Here is a 17694-nt window from a genome sequence, read left to right on the forward strand (position 1 = left end):
TTTTGCGTGGTTGGAGAAGTGCCGTCGATTGTGGAAGAACTGTGAACGCAAGCTCGACACCAGCTTGCAATTCATTCAGTTTGCCTTTCTGACTCTTCTTCTGCGGAGACTTTGAACAGGTTCTTAGATACTGGGGGTGGGGGCATCGGATCCGAATGCCAAGCAATATTCGCCATGTTGTTCACTCCTAGATGCACTACATCGATAAGCATGATCGCGCAAATCTCATGCCCGCATGATAGGTCGCATCAGGACTGCTTTAGTATTGAACAAGACAATTATTTAATATCCAAGCTTTGTAAGAATTACACATAGCACTATAAAAATTTCAAATAGCCCACCAATGGTTTACGTCAATTCAATAGGTTTTAAATCCCGTATCTAGGATTGCTGAAAGCCCTTTCAGCACCATCAATTGTCTTTGAAATAAGTTGTGCGAATACAGGCATGCTGCTTGCTGCTATCGACCAAAACCGTTTTTACAGTTAAGGCCTTAGGTATTGAATTAGTGAATCGAAATTGCTATCTCTGCCATCACCCGATAGCAGTAAGTTTGAATTTCCACGAAAATCTACTCACTAATACAAAACACTAAGAAGACCATCGTGGTGAAAGATAAGCCAACAAATACGCCAACTTTGGGCAACCCCTCTCGCCTGCCCCAAAGCCCAAACTTGGCTGGTGCACAACGTGCATTGATGATCCTGATTTCCCTCTCTGTCCTGCTCCCCGCCTCTTTTTTCATTTACCTGCTTTTCACTAGTTACCACAGTGCCCGCCAAACCGCCCATGACCGGGTCAACAATTTTGCCGATGTCATTCAGGAGCATGCGCTCAAGACCACCGAAACCAACCAACAACTATTAGGACGCATCCGGGATTTGATCGACCAACGCAGTGAGGCAGACCTGCGAACCAACGAGCGTGATATACACCGTCGTTTCGCAGGCTTCGTACGCGGGATTCCACAATTGGCCGGTATCGGCATCGTCGGATCGGATGGCCGGATCATTGCTTCAAGTAATACTTACCCGGTACCTGGGGATTTCAGCATCGCAGACCGCGACTATTTCAAAGCGGTACAAAGCGGCACACCACTGTATGTATCCGGCGTCATAGCAGGCAGGATCAACCATCGACCCATCTTCAGTATCAGCGTCCCCTACCACAATGCGGAAGGCAAATTTGCCGGCGCAATACTGGTGTCGTTAAAGCCAAGCTACTTCATCGAGTTCTACTCGGACCTGATCAAATCCTACCCCGGTATATCGCTGAAACTGACGCAGGAAGAAGGACGGGTACTGGCGCATGTGCCCAATCCCAGCTATCCCCTAGCATCGCGCAATAAAGATAAAGGAAACCAGACGGCTTTGCCCGAATGCACAGGCAAAGACAGTACGACACCTCCCTGCCTAGACCGCTTTACCTCCTTCCGCAAAGTACCCGCCTATCCGCTTTATGTCAGCGCCAGCTACCCAAGCATGATCTGGCGGCATAACTGGTACCGCTATATTGCAATCCTTGCTGCCTTTACGTTCATCCCTACATTATTCCTGGTCAGTGCCCTCTTTGTTGTCCGTCGTCGCCTACGTAGCGAGAGTGAAGTGTTGCGTCGCTGGCGTGCTGAAATCAGCGCCCGCGAAGCCATTGAAGCCGCATTCAAACAAACCGGCCGTTTGGAGGCGCTTGGCCAGCTGACCGGGGGGGTAGCCCACGATTTCAACAATCTGCTCATGGTCATTGCCACCAGCGCCATGGTGCTGCGCAAGCGGGTCAGCGACCCGAGCCTCATCTCCACATTGGAAACACTGGAACGTGTTGTGGAATCTGGCCGCCGTTTGACTCGCCAACTGCTGGCCTTTGCGCGTAAACAGCCCTTGAGGCCGGAAGTCATCCACTTCGCAGAACGGATGAAGGGATTTACCGAGCTCCTACAGGCTTCAGTTGGCGGCCGGGTGACGCTGAAGGTCGACCTGCAACCCGATCTTGCCCACATCAAAGTGGATGGCTCCGAGCTGGAGCTGGCCTTGCTCAACCTCACGCTGAATGCCAGGGATGCCCTGCCTAATGGCGGTGAGCTGACTATCGCAGCACGCAATGTCACATTGACCGATGAGCAAACAGATATACAACTTACCGGGGATTTCGTCTGTATCAGCGTATCGGACAATGGGCTGGGTATTGCGGAAGAAGATAAGGAAAGAATCTTCGAGCCCTACTTCACCACCAAGCCCATCGGCAGCGGCGCTGGCCTGGGTCTAGCACAGGTGTACGGCTTCTGTCGTCAATCTGGCGGCCTGGTAACGGTTGAGAGCGAACTCGATGCAGGCACACGTATTTCAATGTTCCTGCCAGCCACCAATGCCGAAGTTGCGCTGACAGACACTGCACCGGTGGTAGAGCAACCGATAGGAAAAGCAGGCAAAGCCCTGCTGGTGGAAGACAACCCGGATGTGGCCCGTTCCAGCCAGACCTTGCTCGAACACCTGGGCTACACGGTCGACATGCTCCCTTCCGGTAAGGAAGCGTTGCTTGCAGTTACCCGATCCAAGCACAAGTGGGACATCGTCGTGAGCGACGTGATGATGCCGGGCGAATTGGATGGTATTGCCCTGGCGCTCGAATTACAGCGTTGCAGGCCGAACCTGCCGGTACTACTTGTTACCGGCTACGCCGCAAAATTGGAAGAAGCCCAAAAAGCGGGGCTACATGTATTGGCCAAGCCATACAACACTGCCATGCTGGCCCGTGCGCTTAAGGAAGTCTATGCATCGCACCGCCAACACGTTGCAATCTGAATTTCAAAGCGCTTCATTCAGCAGGCACAAACTTGGAACCTGTTTACGATCTGTAGCGAGCAGCCGTCAGCAGGGTGAAGCGGAGCGCAGAAACTGGAGTGTACTTAGGTACATGAGGCTGCGAACTTCTTGGTGCGTAAGCACCGTAGCAGTTCGGCGTCCCCCTTGCGGGGGCTTTCGAGCAGCACATGATCCCTGATCACGGCTGCACAGTAAGATCGTAAGCAGGGTCTCAGGCAATCAGTCGCAGCAATGCATCCACATGAATCGGTTTAACCAAATGATGGTCAAACCCCGCCGCCTCGCTCTGCTTACGATCGGATTCCTGACCATACCCAGTCAATGCAATGAATTGACATTGTTTTGAATTAAGCTTGGCCCGCATCTGTACTGCTAATTCATACCCACTCATCACCGGCAGGCCGATATCAAGCAGTATCAAGTCCGGCGTCAGCTCATCCATTGCTTTTAACGCAGTAAGGGCATCGTGAAACACCGCTACGCGGTGGCCCTCTTCCATCAGTAACCGGCCCAGTGAATCTGCCGCATCCACGTTATCGTCAACCAGCACGATCTGCCGTAAACCTCGCACTAGCGGTGCTTCCTGGCGTTTTTCGACCACAATCGCTGCCTTGTCTTCCTTCGGTGTGCTTACTGGGAGGTGGATGACAAACTCGCTCCCCTGATTGGGGCCATCACTCATCACCGTAACCGTCCCATCATGCAAAGTCACCAGCTTTTTCACCAAGGCCAGGCCTATGCCTAGCCCTCCTTCAGAACGCTCATGATCGCGCTGCCCCTGGAAAAAGGGCTCGAATACGCGATCAATCATCCCAGGTGATATGCCCTGACCATTATCTTTCACGCTGATGACAACTTCGTCACCCTCTCGTTTGGCCATCAGATGAATCTGGCCGCCACGTTTCGTATATTTCGCCGCATTGGTCAGGAGGTTCGCCACAACCTGCGCCATCCGCACCGGATCCAGGTCACACAGCAACCCAGTCGATGGCACATCCATCGTCAACCGGTGCTGCTGCTGATCCACCAGGGCGCTGGCCATCTCAACAGCTTTGGCCATTACCGTCGCTATTTCCAATAGTTCCCGGCGCAATTCGATTTTGCCCCGGGTAATTCGGGACACATCCAGAAGGTCATCGACCAATCGGGTCAAATGATCCACTTGGCGTTGAATGATGGCCTGTTCCGGTATGTTCTGGCCGCCACCACGCTTTCTCATCAGCTGCAGCGCAGAAACGATGGGCGCCAACGGGTTTCTGAGTTCATGGCCCAACATGGCCAGGAAATCGTCCTTCATATGGTTGGCAGATTCCAACTCATCCAATAATTTGTTGCGTTCCGTATTTGTCTTTTCCAGCACCCGGCGGCTTTGTACCAGCTCGGTTACATCAATCGCGATGACCATCAGGCCATAAACGGCGCCATCCTGCTTTTTCAAAGGATCGATATTGAACTTGTAATAGCGCTCCTCCATCTCCCCAGTCCCATGCAGATCCACCAACATCGGCTGTTCTTGGGCAACGTAGGGCTCACCAGTTTTGTAGACCGTATCCAGCGCTTCCAGACACTGGGCAAAAGTACGCTCAGGAAAGGCTTCGGTATAAGAGAGAGCGACGAGATTCGACCGTCCCATCATCTGGCAATACAACGGATTAGCCAGCTTGTAGACATGATCGGGACCGGTCATCAGCGCCGCGGCGATCGGCGCCTTCATCAAGAGGTTGTTCCGTTCCCATTCGATCTGTTCACGCGCATACCGATCGGTAACGTCACGTGTGAAACAACGGGTATAGCTCAACTTGCCCTGCTCGAAGTACCCATTCGAATTGATCAATACATGCTTGATGGTGCCATTTTTGCACCGTAACGAAGCTGGCTGATTGAAGAGACTTTCGCCATTGGTCAGTCTTTCCAGAATGCTGCGGATGAGGTCCTGTTCAACATGGAACTTCGCAATGTTCTGACCAAAGAATTCCTCCTCCTCGTAGCCCAGCAGCATCAACTCAGCACGATTCGCCCATAGGATGGTCCCATCGGCAGCCACCCGGTGTATGCCTTCTGCCGCATTCTCCAAAAACTCGGACAGCTCTTTTTCCCGCTGAGTCAGCGTCTGTTCTGCCACAGAGCGTTGGTTTGCCTCGTGCTGCAAGGCCATCGACTGTTGATGGAGCTCAGCTATCGCCTTCTCTTGAGAAGCCCGGGTGTGTGGAAGCTCAATCTGACGCGGCGTACGTACATGGGTATGGGCGTTGCAAACATGCTTGAACACTTCGCTATACGCGGCACTGGCAAACATATTGATGTGATAGGCGCAAAACAGCGAAAACTGCTGCCGCTTGGCGAGGTCACACCATAGTCCTTCCAAGCGGATTGCAGCGTCCGAGTTATGCCTGGCGCACAACAAGGCCACCATCTCCCCGAATACATGCACAGACCGCCGACCACCATCCGATGCCCGGACAATCAACGCCTCTCCCATACTCATAAAGGCTTCTGCGTCGAGCGTATCACCCACCATAAAACGGCTGAGCGTGTCTGCAGCGTCAAGCAGGATTAATTCACCCGTGTGGCCACGCTCGCCTTGCGCTGCCATCCCATTCATATTCAGGGCTTGGCTAAGCGCGGCACGGTGAGTAGGTGTAGCAACGGCTATAGCAGCCCCTCCCCTGCGCAGTGCATCTGCCAGGAAGGTGGCAACTTCATCGATGAGGAAAGCATCGTCATCGTAGAACTGAACGATATGCGCAGTTGAAAAGTAATGTGCTGACGGGGCAGAACGGAACAATTTTTCCTCCTCGCTTCAATGAAGCGAAAGCAAGGACAGCCTAAGGTGAAGACACACCAGCAGATGGCAAGGTTTCACCATCTGTGATCGAAATGTACAAAAAAAGTACAGTCCAGATTTACCCACTCGGGCTATCAATTTTTCCCAGTCTATAAGCTGGCATTCACTTGCGTAACAAGCTTGTCGGAATAATCCTCTATTACGCTATGAATTGACCATACGACTGTCGGAAAAAGATTAAATTGTGGGTATTTGGAGAAAAAGGAAGGAGGGAAAACGTCAGCACTTAATATTTAATAAGTGTGCCGATGTCGTTGAATTCTCGTGGAGTATAGCTGATCTACCTCAGGTAGCACGAGAAATCGTCAGCAGGAACGTAATATTATTTACGAATAGATTTATAAAATATAATTACCAACATCGCCTGATGTACACAAAACAAAGTCATATCTTATAGGCAAGTTGTCTATTCATTTATGACATTGTGAACATCGAAAAATTCGGACATGAATACGGCCCACCATCATGTTTTCCAGTATTTTTTAAGTCTATCGAAGACCTTTATTTGTTAGTGTACTTAATTAAATTACCCTGTTGTCAGTCGAACCTCCCTTATCAGAGACGTTACCATCTACCTCTATAACGCTGAATTGGCCATCACTTTCCAGGTAAGCCGCTTTTACACGCATCAGATCTTCGATGCCGTGCTCTCTTAATTTGGCCTTTAATTCGTCCACGGTCATGAATTCCTTACGCAGGTTTTTATGCAAGATTCGGCCATGACGAATCAATATAATCGGCGGCGGTTCCAATATTTTCTGTATAGCGGGAAACCGAAATGCCAGCCAATCAAATGCTGCACTCCAACCTACCAAGGTGACGATCAACACAAACCCATCGGTAACCGAGGTATACCCCCCTGCCATGGCGTTTTGTGATGCATCTGCTATCAACACCAGCAGCAGTACGTCTGCGATGGTGATTTCTCCAATATTTCTCGGTACTGCAACCCGAAAAATAAAAATCAGAAACCAATAGAGCGCCGTCCCCCGTATCACCAACTCGAGAGGAGACATACTGAGGGCAAATAACGCTGCAAAGTCCATAGCGGTTACCTTTCTTTGTTTATTGAAAGTCCCCTGATTCCCGTATGAGTATGGATCTGTATTGCTTTCTTGCTTCAGAACTTGGCTATTTCACACAACATGCTTGTCCTCGTTCACTGCATACAAGCCACGCACGGCCTGCTGCCCACAATGAGGAGCTAATCATGGGAACTGTCAGACTCAATAAGAGCAATGACTTTTGCGAAAACATTACCGTCAACAATGGCGTCACGGAGATCACTTTCCTGGTAAATGGCAGCAATGCGGATTGCATTGTTTACGCAAATCCGGGGCCGAACGTAACATTCGTCGGAGAAAAGAAGAACGTTACATCCGGCAACATTGCAACATTCAAGGGTATTACCGCCGGAGCCTCTTACAAAGTACAAATCAACCCGCTTGGCGACACCAAATTGGCCAATGCCACGGTCAGCTACTGAATAGACAGCTGCAAAATTGGGCCGGGGGCAGCCTGCTTTCGGCCAAATTTTCTCAAGTACCTTTACTTAATGAATCCATCAGTCCTATGACATGCGGCAACACTCAAGTAATATATTTTCTATCAATAACGCAACGACATGTTCAATATTTTGATAACTCGTCAGTTCGCCACTATTGCATTGATTAGATTTTTGTTCTTAATAGCCATATTAACTCTTGCCTTTTTTGGAAATAAGGCAAGGAACATTCCCAGCATTCGAACACTTCCATGGTATAAGACTTGCTAAGCAATAGTGCACCCAGTAACCAAATTCATCTTTGGTCAACTGGGTGCACAACTTCCTCCTTGTAATTTTAACAGCCTCACTCGTGGGGCTGTTTTTTTATTTTTAACCGATACCTGCCTGCATACAAGCCAAATAAGATACGGTATTTCTTTCACCGTATTGTGATCATTCTTTCAAATTTATACCGAAATACCATCTACTGACTGAGGCATAACGCTTGCTCCCCTTAATCCTAGCGGATTTATCTGCTGTGTTTAATATCCCTCTGGAGCCGACTATGTACAAACTCAAACTATTACACCTGACTCTACCCTTTGCACTAGGTGCTTTTTCAATTACTGCCACAGCAGCCAATACCTATGGTGGTGAAGACAACGCCAAGTCCTATTCCTGGATTCCCTACACTTCGTATGGCTATGTAGGCGTAAATTTAGGTAAGTCTAACTACGACGCCCCCTGCCAGCCTTTATTCGATTGTAAAAATCCGAAATTCGGCGGAAAAATCTACACAGGTGGGCTTTTCTCACGCGTATTTGGTATGGAGGTCGGTTACGTCAATGTAGGGAAAGCTGATCGGAATGGCGGCCAATCGAAAGCGCATGGCGCCAATATAAGCTTGGTTGGCAACTTACCGATTGGCGATAAATTCAATGTCTTCGGTAAAGTAGGTGGCACCTACGGTTGGACCAAGACAACTGCATCGCCCTTACTGGTTGGATATCAAACAGGCAAACATAGTGGCGCAGCCTTGACTTATGGTGCCGGACTAGGGTTTGACATCGATAGGCAGAATCAGATTCTGCTGGAATGGGATAGGCAGAAGTTCAAATTCAAGGACGGTGATCATGCGGTGAATCTGTACACAGCAGGTTGGAAATACAAATTTTAATTAACCACCAATCAATTGCTTAAAAAAGCCATTCCAATAGGAATGGCTTTTTTAAATATTGTCCAGTGATCTCCATGAATCTGAATCACTAATCACACTGTCTAATCTTAGACTCCCCGTTTTGCCAGTAGACTCTTGAACGAAGGGGGTGTACTTCCATTCCTGGCCAGAAGCGCACATAAAAGCCGGCTATGCCGCCGCCGCAAAAAGCAGCGCAATCCGATCAGGATAGGTACGGCCAGAAATGCACCGCAGACGCCCCATAGCCAGACCCATACCAATACCGAGAAGAAAATTGCCAATTGGCTTAGCTGCAATCGCCGGCCAACCAACCACGGGCTTATCCAATTGCTTTCCACTACGATAATCAGCATAAAAATCGCTGCCGGCGCCAACATGCTCCCTAGTTCGTTGAAAGTAGAGACGCCGGTCAGAATCAACAATATCGCCGTCGTCAACGGACCGAAATAAGGAATGAAGTTGAGCACGCCCGCAATCGCTCCCCACAATGCCGGATGAGGTACCCCAGCGATGGCCATTGCAATACCGGTGGCGATACCCAGCCCAACATTGAGCAAACCCATCGTAGCCAGAAAGTGGCCGATTTCCCGCTGTGCCTCTCGCAAGCCGCCCAGCACCAATGCGCGCTGTCGTCGATTTGGGAGAGCTGCAATCAGATGGGTGATGATCCATCGCTCTGAAATCAGAAGTAGATAAGTAAGAATCAAGGTAGCCAGCACCGAAAACGCCAGCGATGCAGCGTGCGTCAACACAACGCCGGTGAATGCAACGCTTTCGCTGGCCAACTTATCCTTGAGTGGATCAGACGGTGCGGGAAGTGCTTGGCGTGCCGGACCCGGCAGTGCGGGCGGCGGTGCAAGGAGAGGCACCGCCATGCGCAAGCGGTCAAATGAAGCCACCAGCTGATGAAGATTATTGGGCGTACTCTCCCACCACTCCACCGCCGGGCGGGCTAGCAGAACACAAGTCAGCGACACCATGCTCAACAACACTGCCATGACAGCAGCAGCCCCAATGTAATTGGGTATACGTAAAGCCTGAAGCCAGCGTACCGGCGGCGCCAGGGTGAAGACCAAGATACCCGCAAACGCCACGGGGATCAAAATGGCCTTGGCTGCCTGCAGTAAAAACACCACTGCTATGGCAACCAAAGCCTTTCCAACCCAACTGGGCCGATGCGTCATCACCTGAGCCAAGCGGGCGATAGCAGTGTCTGGCCGGCCCATCTCAGTTGGCTTTCACCAGGCCATGCGCATCGGAGACGACAATCTCCACGCGCCTGTTCTGCTGCCGGCCTAATACGCTGTCGTTATCTGCGACTGGGTTGTCTGCACCATATCCAACCGTATCAATCCGGGCGGATGCAATACTCTGCAGCAACAAGGCACGCTTGATCGCCTGCGCACGTTGTTCCGACAAGGTCTGGTTAAATGCCTCCGGACCTGTATTGTCGGTATACCCTTCCACACGTACACGACGTTCCAGGTTGGAATGCATCACAGAAGCGAGTTTATTCACTGCAATAATGCCTTCCGGGCGCAGATCGGCGCTTCCCACATCGAACAACACGTCGTTAAGCGTTACGACCAAGCCACGTTCCGTCTTTTGGGCAGATAATTCCGCCAGCGCATTTTCCAAGTCACTTGCCAAAGCCCGGGCTTGCTGGGCTTCATTGTCGCGCGCATTGGCAAGCAGGCGTGAGCGCTCTACGGCTGCTTGTGAAACAGCGTTATCAGCCTGGCGGCTGGCGGCTGCCTCCCTTGCAATCTGGAGACGCTGCTGAACCAGATAGCTCAAATGCCGGGCTTCCTCCTTATCGCGTTGTTTTGCCCAATGCTGGTCAGCTTGGTTGAGCACCAAACGGGCGCGTTCGAGCTCTGATGGTGCGAGCTGCGTGACGCTTGCATCTGAACTTGCCTCGGTATAACGCCGTTTAGCAAGATCCAAATCTGGATTAAGCGGGGGAACAGACTGACACGCCGTCAATGCAGCCCCGACCAATATTGAAAGATGGAATTTCGGATTTAGCATTTTCATTTCCAGGTCTCCTCGGTTTTCAGGGGGCAGATGGCAGAAATTGAGCGTCGTTGCGATTTATTTCCCAATGCAACGCACGATTGGCTTCCTCGACTTGCTGGGCAGATCGATTCGATTTCATTGCCAAAGCCCGGTTTTGCGCCAGTTGTGCGTCTGCCTCAGCCTCTTCTGCCAAGCGACGAGCCGCAACATACTGGCCTTCGCGAACCGCAAGTTTCGCCTTGCTCAATTTATCCTGCGCTGCTGCCAACTCAACCGGGGCGTATTGCGCCACCCCGGCTCCCTTAGCGTTGTCTATGACAGCTTGGCTGATGGCCAACTGTTCACGCGGTAACGGTACCGACGCACATCCAGCTGCAAACAGCACAGCGCCTAGCAGCATCCAAAAGGTACGGTGATTAATCCTCATAGTGAATCTCCCAGCTAAAAAAACGGATGACCCCAGTACTACAGCAGCTTTCATGCCGCGTACCGGCGACAGACCTTGCCCCCACGCGGGTTCACCGCGCCGTACTTTACGCTTAGCAGCACAAGTAAGATTTTCAGGAGGGAGGCACGATTTACACCGCGGGGCGGGGCGACTTGGAACCGACGGACAAAAATCAAACGGCGCAGTATCCCTGGAGGGATTACCGCGCCGTGTTGGAAAGTGTGGCTATCAGCTATTTAGAACTCGTTCAGTTCAAAGTCCTACTGTAAGAACCTATTTACGATCTGTCGCGAGCAGCTGTCAGCAGGGTGCAGAGCAGCGCAGAAACCGGAATGTACTTGGGTACATGAGGATTTCGAGCAGGACATAAGCCCTGATCACGGTTGCGCAGTAAGATCGCGCTGGTTCTAATGGGTTGGTGCACGGACGATGATGTTATTCCGTACGTCTTTGACGTCGGGCACCTCTTTGGCGATTTGGCCGGCACGGCCTTTCTCCGTTTCACTTACAGCGAAACCCGATAAATCGACCACACCCTTCAAGGTTTCCACATTGATGCGCATTGCATCTACCTGTTTATCCTTGGCAAAGCGCGCTTTCACACGCGTGGTAATCGTGGTGTCGTCCACATACTGGCCAACCGTGCTCTGGCCACTGGTAACAGCACAGGCACTCATGCCCAGACAGGTCGACAGCGCAAAGCCAAGGGTGATTAGTAGTTTGTTCATGGTTTTTTCCTCTTTATCTAAACCCGCGAAGAATCTGCTCAAAGGCACACGCAATCTGCATTGCAATCGCTGTGCCTGCCACCCGCCACTCAATGCAAAATGGTCTTGGGTGTATCCACATTGAACGAATTCGGCTGGTCTCCATTAAGAGGAGATCGCACCTCTGTCTGCTTGATAAACCGGTTACCAGCTTCCAGCAGGGCTTCCAATTCATCACGCCGTTCCTGCATGGCATCCAACATCTCGATCCAATCAGGGCCTGCAAAGCCCAGCAGGACAAACAAACCACTTTCCTCCTTGTGGATGTGATGCACCACGTATTCACCAAGCACTGTAAACACTGCGTCACATTGGCCTAGCTTACGGCTGCTCAAGTCCCGCAGTTCTGCGATCAGCAACTTCAAAGTCATATGTTCGATTAACGCTTCGTCCACCAGCGCCGGCTCGCTCAGAAAGTCGCGTATGCCAGGGTAGAAGATGTCTTCCTCAAGCGCCGCATAGATTTCAAGCAGATCACAAGTCACATCAATCAGTGGCGGGCCGATTTCGAGTCTTTCCACTGAATTCAAATAGGCGAATTCGTGAAAGCCGCTCTTCAAACGCTGATGATCGTCTTTCAACATCCTCAGTATCGCAAGACGTGCATCTGCGGCGTTCAAAGGATCGTAGGACTGCTTCTGATGAGTCATGACGTTCTCCCGGTACATGTTAAACAGTAGATTTCTATTCCCACCTACGCAAACTCCATACCCGAAGCTGCCTGAAACGCTTATCCACCATGAAGGCTTTACAAAGCAAAACGTAAATCCTGCAGCCGGGAACAGCGTTTGCGATGACACAAACTGTCCATCCACCAAGAACCTGCTCTCCGTTTGGTAGCTCGCCCTTGCAGGGCCTTTCAACCCCCAAGGGGCGTAGCAAAAAAACCGATGCAGGTTAAGGAGCCATCACCATGCGTGCGTACAACTCCTGGCTACGTGCCAGCAAACGCCACCCGATCGATCCACCGCACCCACGCCGTGTCGACCCCATTACGGGTATCGAACCCACCCCGAAGCTGCCCCATGGCACGACCAGTCTGCCAGCAACCAAGCCAGCCACCCGCGTAAGGTGATGCGTCAGGCACTACGCGACATTGACCGTGGCTTGGTGGATACCGACCGCCGTGGCAGCTACGGCATGGGAGAGGACGTCGGCCTACAGGGCAAACGTCGGAATAAGCGTTCTCATCACAAGGGCAATCCAAAATAAACGGTCCCCTGAAACTCCTGTTTAACGATTGATCGCCAACAGGCGTCAGCTACATGCAGCCAGACGCACCAAAGAGCTGGCATATCAATTGCTATTTATCAGCAACCCCATCACTTTCCGGAATGATGTGCGATGGGGACCTGCCACAGGCATCGAGGGAATAGGGACACACGGTTGCACCTGAAACAACAGACAGCGCCATAGCTGGAACCGGATATCTCTCGTAGCGATCTAAAAGCTTGTTTTCGATCCGCCACGAGCAGCTATCAGCAGGACTTAACGCAGAGACCGGAATGTACTTTTGTACATGAGGCTGCGAGTTTCTAGGTTCGAAACACCGTAGCAATTCGGCGTCCCTCTTGCGGGTGCTTTCGAGCAGCACACAAACCCTGATCACTGATCACGGTTGCGCAGCAAGATCGTTAGCAGGTTCCAAACCATTCGCCGCTGATGTGTTCTTCAACCGCCCCTATCCCAAAGACTTATCCCTTTGCTTGGCCGTGCCAAACATGCTTGTAAAGGGGAATAGGAGGAGGCTTACCTGACACATGACTACCCATTAGAACGCTGTTCACGAACTGTCGTAAGCAGGTTCTAACGACTTGGGCATCGACCCCAGTGTGAACACAACAACGAAGGTCCAGCGACACCGCTGTGATCGTCAATAAATTGAGCAGACTTGCCGTAGGTGGCACCGCTCATTCCACAGGCTAACGCCACGTCAGGAGGCAGCATGAGCGCACAGACATTTCATCTGGAACATCGCCAAAGCCAGGTACTTTCCCCGCGGTTACAACAAGCAGTAAAGCTGCTACAGCTATCCACGCTGGATTTCACCCAGGAACTCCACCAGGCACTCAGCACCAATCCGTTCCTGGAAATGGAGGAAGTCGAGGAATACGCTGCAGATGACATTGCCGAGGTAAACGATAGCCCTGCTTCATTCGATAGCGAAAGTCCTGTCGACACCGTCACCGAAGCGCCCCGTGATGATGGGCTTGACCCTTTCCCCGAAGGTGAAACCTGGAACCATACCGGCAAAGACCGTAAGGACAATGGCGAGGATACATTGGACCTGCTGGATCTCGCACGCAGTGAAGTAACCTTGCATGCGCATCTTCACGGTCAGCTCAATGTGCTGAATCTCTCCACCCGCGACCAACTGCTGGCCGCCTTGGTGGTGGAAGCACTGGATGACGACGGCTATCTGCGCGTATCGCTGGATGACCTGCGTGTTACCGCAGAAGCCGACCCCACGGTGGATGAGTCAGAAATGCAATGCGCGTTGAAATTGGTGCAATCGCTGGACCCCGCAGGCGTTGGCGCACGGGATGTACAGGAATGCGTGCGTCTGCAACTGCTGGCCCTGCCCGAGAGCCCACCCCACGCCCTCGCCCTTCGTATTCTGGACGAGGAATTCAGGCGCCTGATACAGCGGGATATCACCGGACTTGCCGGCATATTGGAATGCACGCCTGCCGAGGTGGAGGAAAGCCTTACCTGCATTCGGCGGCTGGACCCGCACCCAGGATGGGCTTTTGGCAACCATACTGCAGCCTACCTTACTCCGGATGTGATCGTACGCAAGGTCAATGACCAATGGTGCGCCATGCTCAACCCGGCTGCAGTGCCCAAGGTAAGGCTCAATCAGATGTATGCCGACCTTTTTCAGCAACACCGTGAATCGCACCATGGCGACCTCAGCTCGCATTTGCAGGAAGCACGCTGGATGGTGCGCAACCTGCAGCAACGATTCAATACCATCCTGCGTGTCGCGCAAGCCATCGTCGACCATCAGCAGCATTTTTTCGAACATGGCACGCTGGCCATGCAACCCTTGGGGCTGAAAGACATTGCCGAAACGTTGGAACTGCATGAATCCACCGTTTCGCGCGCCACCAGCAACAAGTACATGGCCACCCCGGCCGGCATATTCGAGCTGAAGTATTTCTTCTCCCGTGCGCTCAACACCAATCAGGGCAGCTGCTGCTCTACCACCGCAATACGTGGCGCCATCAAGGAAATGATCCAATCGGAAAACAGCCAGGCACCGCTGTCGGACGCGGAAATCACCCGGTTGCTTACCCAGCAGGGCCTGCAGGTGGCGCGTAGAACGGTAACCAAATACCGCCAGATGATGCATCTGCCTTCTGTGGATATGCGCCGGCAGCATGCATGACGCGATGTTTTTTTGATTGAAGTAGCCAACAAAAAACGCCGAATGAAAATTCGGCGTTTTTTGTTGCTGTTGTTACTGTTACAGATCAATCAACACAACAATTCAATCAATCAAAAATCAACGCAACTTAGTTAACCTTGGACTTATTCTTGTTGTTTTCCTGATCCCGACTCCCGCCAGATGGAGATGAACTTGCGCCAAATCCGCTGTTCTCGTTAAGGTCCGACTCCGGCCGGGATGCATTGGGGCGCGAAGTCTTACGGCTCTTACGCCACTGATCGAACTCGTCCGAGAATTTACCGTAGCGCTCCTGGTTATAGGAGTGGTAATCCTCATCCAGCCTACGGATCTGCTCATTACGCCACTGATTGTAGTGTGGGTCGTAATGTTGGGCGTAACTGCCTGACTGCCCACCGTAATGCTGCGAACCTGCAGAATTACCTTGGTTGGAATATTGACCTTGGTAATTGCCGCCATACCCCTGCTCATACCCTTGGTTGCCATACACGGTATTACCCGGCCCAAAGGTACGATGTCCCAGATGACCTTGGCTTTGTGCATACTGGTCAGGATAGCTTGGGTTGTAGTTACCATATTGATGGTTTGGGTAGCTGCCTTGGCCTTGCGTGTTTGCATACTGCCGCTGCCCTCCCGCCTGGTAATACGGGTCGCGGTTGTATTGTTCACCTTGGTAGCCATATCCCTGCTGTCCACCTTGATATCCACCTCCTTGGTAGCTTTGCAAGCCACTCTCATATCCCCGGCCATATTGTTGTGGCTGGTTCATAGGATAAGCACGGTTACCTTGGTATTGATTGCCATATTCCGCCCCTCCGCTGTAGCCAGCGTTAGGATCCCGATAAATCTCACTACCATACTGTTGGCCATAAGCCCCACGCTGCTGTTGATTACCAGGCTCATACTCACGCCCGGCAGAGCCGTAATTGCCCTGCGGGGAACCCTGCCCCGACCATTGCTCTGAATGTTGTTGCGTACCGTGGCCCTGTTGGCGTTGTTGTTCACCATAATAATGTTGGTTCATCGTCTTTCCTTTCGAAATGGATCTGAGAACAGGCTGTGCTCTGCTCCATTAACACAGCGAAAAAAGAAACTGACCTTCGGGCCGAACATACTTAATAACCTGTTCACAATCCTACTGCTCAATACCGGTTGGGTAACAAGCGCAAGTAGATACCCACGGCACCCATACGCTGGTGCACTGTTCCCTTACCATTCGCTACGGACTTTAAACAGGTTTCAAGACAGTCGAGTTACCCCGAAAGCCAGTCTCTTCACCAAGTGCGGTGTTTCAACGCTTGGCACAGTTATGTCAGCAAGCCTTATTCCCAAGCGGGCTCATGTAGTGGCATACCACCGCATCTGATCTTATAACCGGCTTATTTATGCAGTATTTCCAGCTTCCAGATTTATTAAGTGCTTAATATCCGGAATAAAATGAACTGAAATAATCTACCTCCATAAAATAAATAAGGCTTATTGGTAAATATTACATAGCAAGCATAAAAATTTTACCTGTCTTGCTTTTATTAAAAAAGCCAATTCATACATTTCCTTCATTCACCTATACATTGACCGATCAGCACCGTGTGGCACGTCAATTGCCCCTTACAGATTGGCGCTGAAGGAATTAATGCTTTTTCAAACCGATCGCTCGAATATCCAGAGGCTTCAGCCGCTTACTCTGCTGATTGGTTCGGAAAATACTCACTTCCTGAAAGGAAACTGACATGGCTAACCATCAAAGCAGCAACAGCACCCAAAACAAGCAAAGTAGCGGCAATACCAAGAGCAATCGCGGTTTTAGCTCTATGAACCCTGACAAACAACAACGCGACGCTGCCAACAAGAGCAACCAGAACACTCAACAGAAAAGTGCAACACAGAAGCCCACCCCTGAAGAAGCACGGCTGACAAGCAGCAAGGCGACCGACAACAGCCGCAAAGCGGACGGGAATATGGGGCCGGATACATGTAGCAGTGAGAAGGGGCAGTCAATCCAGGGACAAGGCGGCGCTTATGACCTGCCCGTGCAGCCACGCCAAAGCGATAAGAAGCACTGATTGACCAACTAGGTAGTTAGTAAATACCTGTGAAAAGAAGGGGAGCAACACACCTCCCCTTCTGCTTTTATGTCCACCCACATTCAACACATTCAACGTTACCGGCATAACCATTGCTGCGGTTAGGTTAGAAGTAGCCTCACAGATCATATTTCTAGCTACCAGAAGGAGAACCGACATGAAACTCTCCAACCTGTTCGCCACCAGCTTGACCGCTGTAGTCCTCTTACTTGGCATTACAGCATGCGACAGCAACAGCCATTTGCCACATGTCGAAGACACTGCCGATGCCCAAGACCATGACAGCCTGATTGAAAGGGAAATTGCCGCGGCAGCCGCAGTTAATGCTGCAGACAAGATGGAAGAGAGCACCGGTGATGCCGCGTTGACCTCCGAAATCAAAGCAGCGCTGGTAAACGACGCCGGCGTGGGTACGCTGCGGCTGGGCGTGGTGAGTAACGATGGTGTTGTCACTCTTTCCGGGTCGGTTCCCACCGCCCAGGAGAGTGAGACCTGTTGCGGCTGACCGAAAACTGACCCAGCCAAAGTGCTAGTGCCGATTCAAAACTGACCCAGGTGTTCTACTTGCCCTGCCTAATTTCTAGGCAGGAGAGAAAGGGTGATCACCATGGAAATGTTA

The 17694-nt window shown here is 51.4% G+C and carries 16 protein-coding genes and 1 pseudogene; 9 read left to right on the plus strand and 8 right to left on the minus strand.

Translation table 11 applies throughout. The features are described from left to right. Positions 1-115 (plus strand): annotated as a pseudogene (locus ACUHMQ_RS17575) (IS5/IS1182 family transposase); the annotation flags it as partial. A 490-nt stretch (positions 116-605) separates the two neighbouring features. After that, the gene (locus ACUHMQ_RS17580; RefSeq protein ID WP_445296761.1) at positions 606-2798 is read left to right on the plus strand and encodes an ATP-binding protein; all 2193 of its coding nucleotides are present in this window, start codon (positions 606-608) and stop codon (positions 2796-2798) included. A 232-nt stretch (positions 2799-3030) separates the two neighbouring features. Here ACUHMQ_RS17580 and ACUHMQ_RS17585 read toward each other — a convergent pair whose 3' ends face one another. After that, positions 3031-5604, minus strand: a complete 2574-nt coding sequence (locus ACUHMQ_RS17585; RefSeq protein ID WP_445296762.1) for an ATP-binding protein — start codon at positions 5602-5604, stop codon at positions 3031-3033. 581 nt (positions 5605-6185) lie between these two features. Beyond that, positions 6186-6710: a DUF421 domain-containing protein gene (locus ACUHMQ_RS17590; RefSeq protein ID WP_445296763.1), complete on the minus strand. Its 525-nt coding sequence runs from the start codon at positions 6708-6710 to the stop codon at positions 6186-6188. 164 nt (positions 6711-6874) lie between these two features. Between ACUHMQ_RS17590 and ACUHMQ_RS17595 the strand changes: the two genes are divergently transcribed. Both ACUHMQ_RS17595 and ACUHMQ_RS17600 read left to right on the plus strand, forming a co-directional pair. After that, on the plus strand, positions 6875-7150 hold the full coding sequence (locus tag ACUHMQ_RS17595; protein WP_445296764.1) for a hypothetical protein: 276 nt from the start codon (positions 6875-6877) through the stop codon (positions 7148-7150). Between the two features lie 565 nt (positions 7151-7715). Then, positions 7716-8327, plus strand: coding sequence for an outer membrane beta-barrel protein (locus ACUHMQ_RS17600; RefSeq protein WP_445296765.1), 612 nt, complete (start codon positions 7716-7718; stop codon positions 8325-8327). Positions 8328-8434: 107 nt separating this feature from the next. Here ACUHMQ_RS17600 and ACUHMQ_RS17605 read toward each other — a convergent pair whose 3' ends face one another. From ACUHMQ_RS17605 to ACUHMQ_RS17625, 5 genes are all read right to left on the minus strand, one after another. After that, positions 8435-9574 (minus strand): AI-2E family transporter, encoded by a 1140-nt coding sequence (locus ACUHMQ_RS17605; protein ID WP_445296766.1) that lies wholly within the window; start codon positions 9572-9574, stop codon positions 8435-8437. A gap of 1 nt (position 9575) precedes the next feature. Continuing rightward, on the minus strand, positions 9576-10385 hold the full coding sequence (locus ACUHMQ_RS17610) for an OmpA family protein (protein WP_445296767.1): 810 nt from the start codon (positions 10383-10385) through the stop codon (positions 9576-9578). Between the two features lie 19 nt (positions 10386-10404). After that, positions 10405-10794: a DUF4398 domain-containing protein gene (locus ACUHMQ_RS17615; RefSeq protein WP_445296768.1), complete on the minus strand. Its 390-nt coding sequence runs from the start codon at positions 10792-10794 to the stop codon at positions 10405-10407. A 428-nt stretch (positions 10795-11222) separates the two neighbouring features. Then, positions 11223-11543: a BON domain-containing protein gene (locus ACUHMQ_RS17620; protein ID WP_445296769.1), complete on the minus strand. Its 321-nt coding sequence runs from the start codon at positions 11541-11543 to the stop codon at positions 11223-11225. Between the two features lie 89 nt (positions 11544-11632). Continuing rightward, positions 11633-12232, minus strand: a complete 600-nt coding sequence (locus ACUHMQ_RS17625; protein WP_445296770.1) for a hemerythrin domain-containing protein — start codon at positions 12230-12232, stop codon at positions 11633-11635. Between the two features lie 263 nt (positions 12233-12495). Between ACUHMQ_RS17625 and ACUHMQ_RS17630 the strand changes: the two genes are divergently transcribed. From ACUHMQ_RS17630 to ACUHMQ_RS17640, 3 genes are all read left to right on the plus strand, one after another. Further along, positions 12496-12657 carry a hypothetical protein gene (locus tag ACUHMQ_RS17630; RefSeq protein ID WP_445296771.1) on the plus strand — a complete coding sequence of 54 codons (162 nt, stop codon included), beginning with the start codon at positions 12496-12498 and terminating at the stop codon, positions 12655-12657. After that, positions 12657-12794 (plus strand): hypothetical protein, encoded by a 138-nt coding sequence (locus ACUHMQ_RS17635; protein WP_445296772.1) that lies wholly within the window; start codon positions 12657-12659, stop codon positions 12792-12794. Before ACUHMQ_RS17630 ends, ACUHMQ_RS17635 begins: the two co-directional genes overlap by 1 nt. Before the next feature lie 733 nt (positions 12795-13527). Further along, positions 13528-14973 carry an RNA polymerase factor sigma-54 gene (locus ACUHMQ_RS17640; RefSeq protein ID WP_445296773.1) on the plus strand — a complete coding sequence of 482 codons (1446 nt, stop codon included), beginning with the start codon at positions 13528-13530 and terminating at the stop codon, positions 14971-14973. 127 nt (positions 14974-15100) lie between these two features. On the opposite strand, the gene ACUHMQ_RS17645 is transcribed toward ACUHMQ_RS17640, so the two are convergent. After that, entirely contained in the window at positions 15101-16015 is a 915-nt protein-coding gene (locus ACUHMQ_RS17645; RefSeq protein ID WP_445296774.1) for a hypothetical protein, read from the minus strand. 706 nt (positions 16016-16721) lie between these two features. Between ACUHMQ_RS17645 and ACUHMQ_RS17650 the strand changes: the two genes are divergently transcribed. Together ACUHMQ_RS17650 and ACUHMQ_RS17655 are read left to right on the plus strand one after the other, a co-directional pair. Then, positions 16722-17054, plus strand: a complete 333-nt coding sequence (locus ACUHMQ_RS17650) for a hypothetical protein (RefSeq protein WP_445296775.1) — start codon at positions 16722-16724, stop codon at positions 17052-17054. Positions 17055-17232: 178 nt separating this feature from the next. Next, entirely contained in the window at positions 17233-17580 is a 348-nt protein-coding gene (locus ACUHMQ_RS17655) for a BON domain-containing protein (protein WP_445296776.1), read from the plus strand. The last annotated feature ends 114 nt before the right edge of the window (positions 17581-17694 follow it).

The sequence above is a fragment of the Chitinimonas violaceus genome, assembly GCF_052601015.1.

Excerpts from the sequence above, each read along its gene's own strand:
- ACUHMQ_RS17625 (WP_445296770.1), bottom strand. The coding sequence starts at position 12,232 with ATGACTCATCAGAAGCAGTCCTACGATCCTTTGAACGCCGCAGATGCA.
- ACUHMQ_RS17590 (WP_445296763.1), bottom strand. The coding sequence starts at position 6,710 with ATGGACTTTGCAGCGTTATTTGCCCTCAGTATGTCTCCTCTCGAGTTG.
- ACUHMQ_RS17635 (WP_445296772.1), top strand. The coding sequence starts at position 12,657 with ATGCGTCAGGCACTACGCGACATTGACCGTGGCTTGGTGGATACCGAC.
- ACUHMQ_RS17640 (WP_445296773.1), top strand. The coding sequence starts at position 13,528 with ATGAGCGCACAGACATTTCATCTGGAACATCGCCAAAGCCAGGTACTT.
- ACUHMQ_RS17645 (WP_445296774.1), bottom strand. The coding sequence starts at position 16,015 with ATGAACCAACATTATTATGGTGAACAACAACGCCAACAGGGCCACGGT.
- ACUHMQ_RS17605 (WP_445296766.1), bottom strand. The coding sequence starts at position 9,574 with ATGGGCCGGCCAGACACTGCTATCGCCCGCTTGGCTCAGGTGATGACG.
- ACUHMQ_RS17620 (WP_445296769.1), bottom strand. The coding sequence starts at position 11,543 with ATGAACAAACTACTAATCACCCTTGGCTTTGCGCTGTCGACCTGTCTG.
- ACUHMQ_RS17630 (WP_445296771.1), top strand. The coding sequence starts at position 12,496 with ATGCGTGCGTACAACTCCTGGCTACGTGCCAGCAAACGCCACCCGATC.
- ACUHMQ_RS17610 (WP_445296767.1), bottom strand. The coding sequence starts at position 10,385 with ATGAAAATGCTAAATCCGAAATTCCATCTTTCAATATTGGTCGGGGCT.
- ACUHMQ_RS17600 (WP_445296765.1), top strand. The coding sequence starts at position 7,716 with ATGTACAAACTCAAACTATTACACCTGACTCTACCCTTTGCACTAGGT.
- ACUHMQ_RS17595 (WP_445296764.1), top strand. The coding sequence starts at position 6,875 with ATGGGAACTGTCAGACTCAATAAGAGCAATGACTTTTGCGAAAACATT.
- ACUHMQ_RS17615 (WP_445296768.1), bottom strand. The coding sequence starts at position 10,794 with ATGAGGATTAATCACCGTACCTTTTGGATGCTGCTAGGCGCTGTGCTG.
- ACUHMQ_RS17650 (WP_445296775.1), top strand. The coding sequence starts at position 16,722 with ATGGCTAACCATCAAAGCAGCAACAGCACCCAAAACAAGCAAAGTAGC.
- ACUHMQ_RS17655 (WP_445296776.1), top strand. The coding sequence starts at position 17,233 with ATGAAACTCTCCAACCTGTTCGCCACCAGCTTGACCGCTGTAGTCCTC.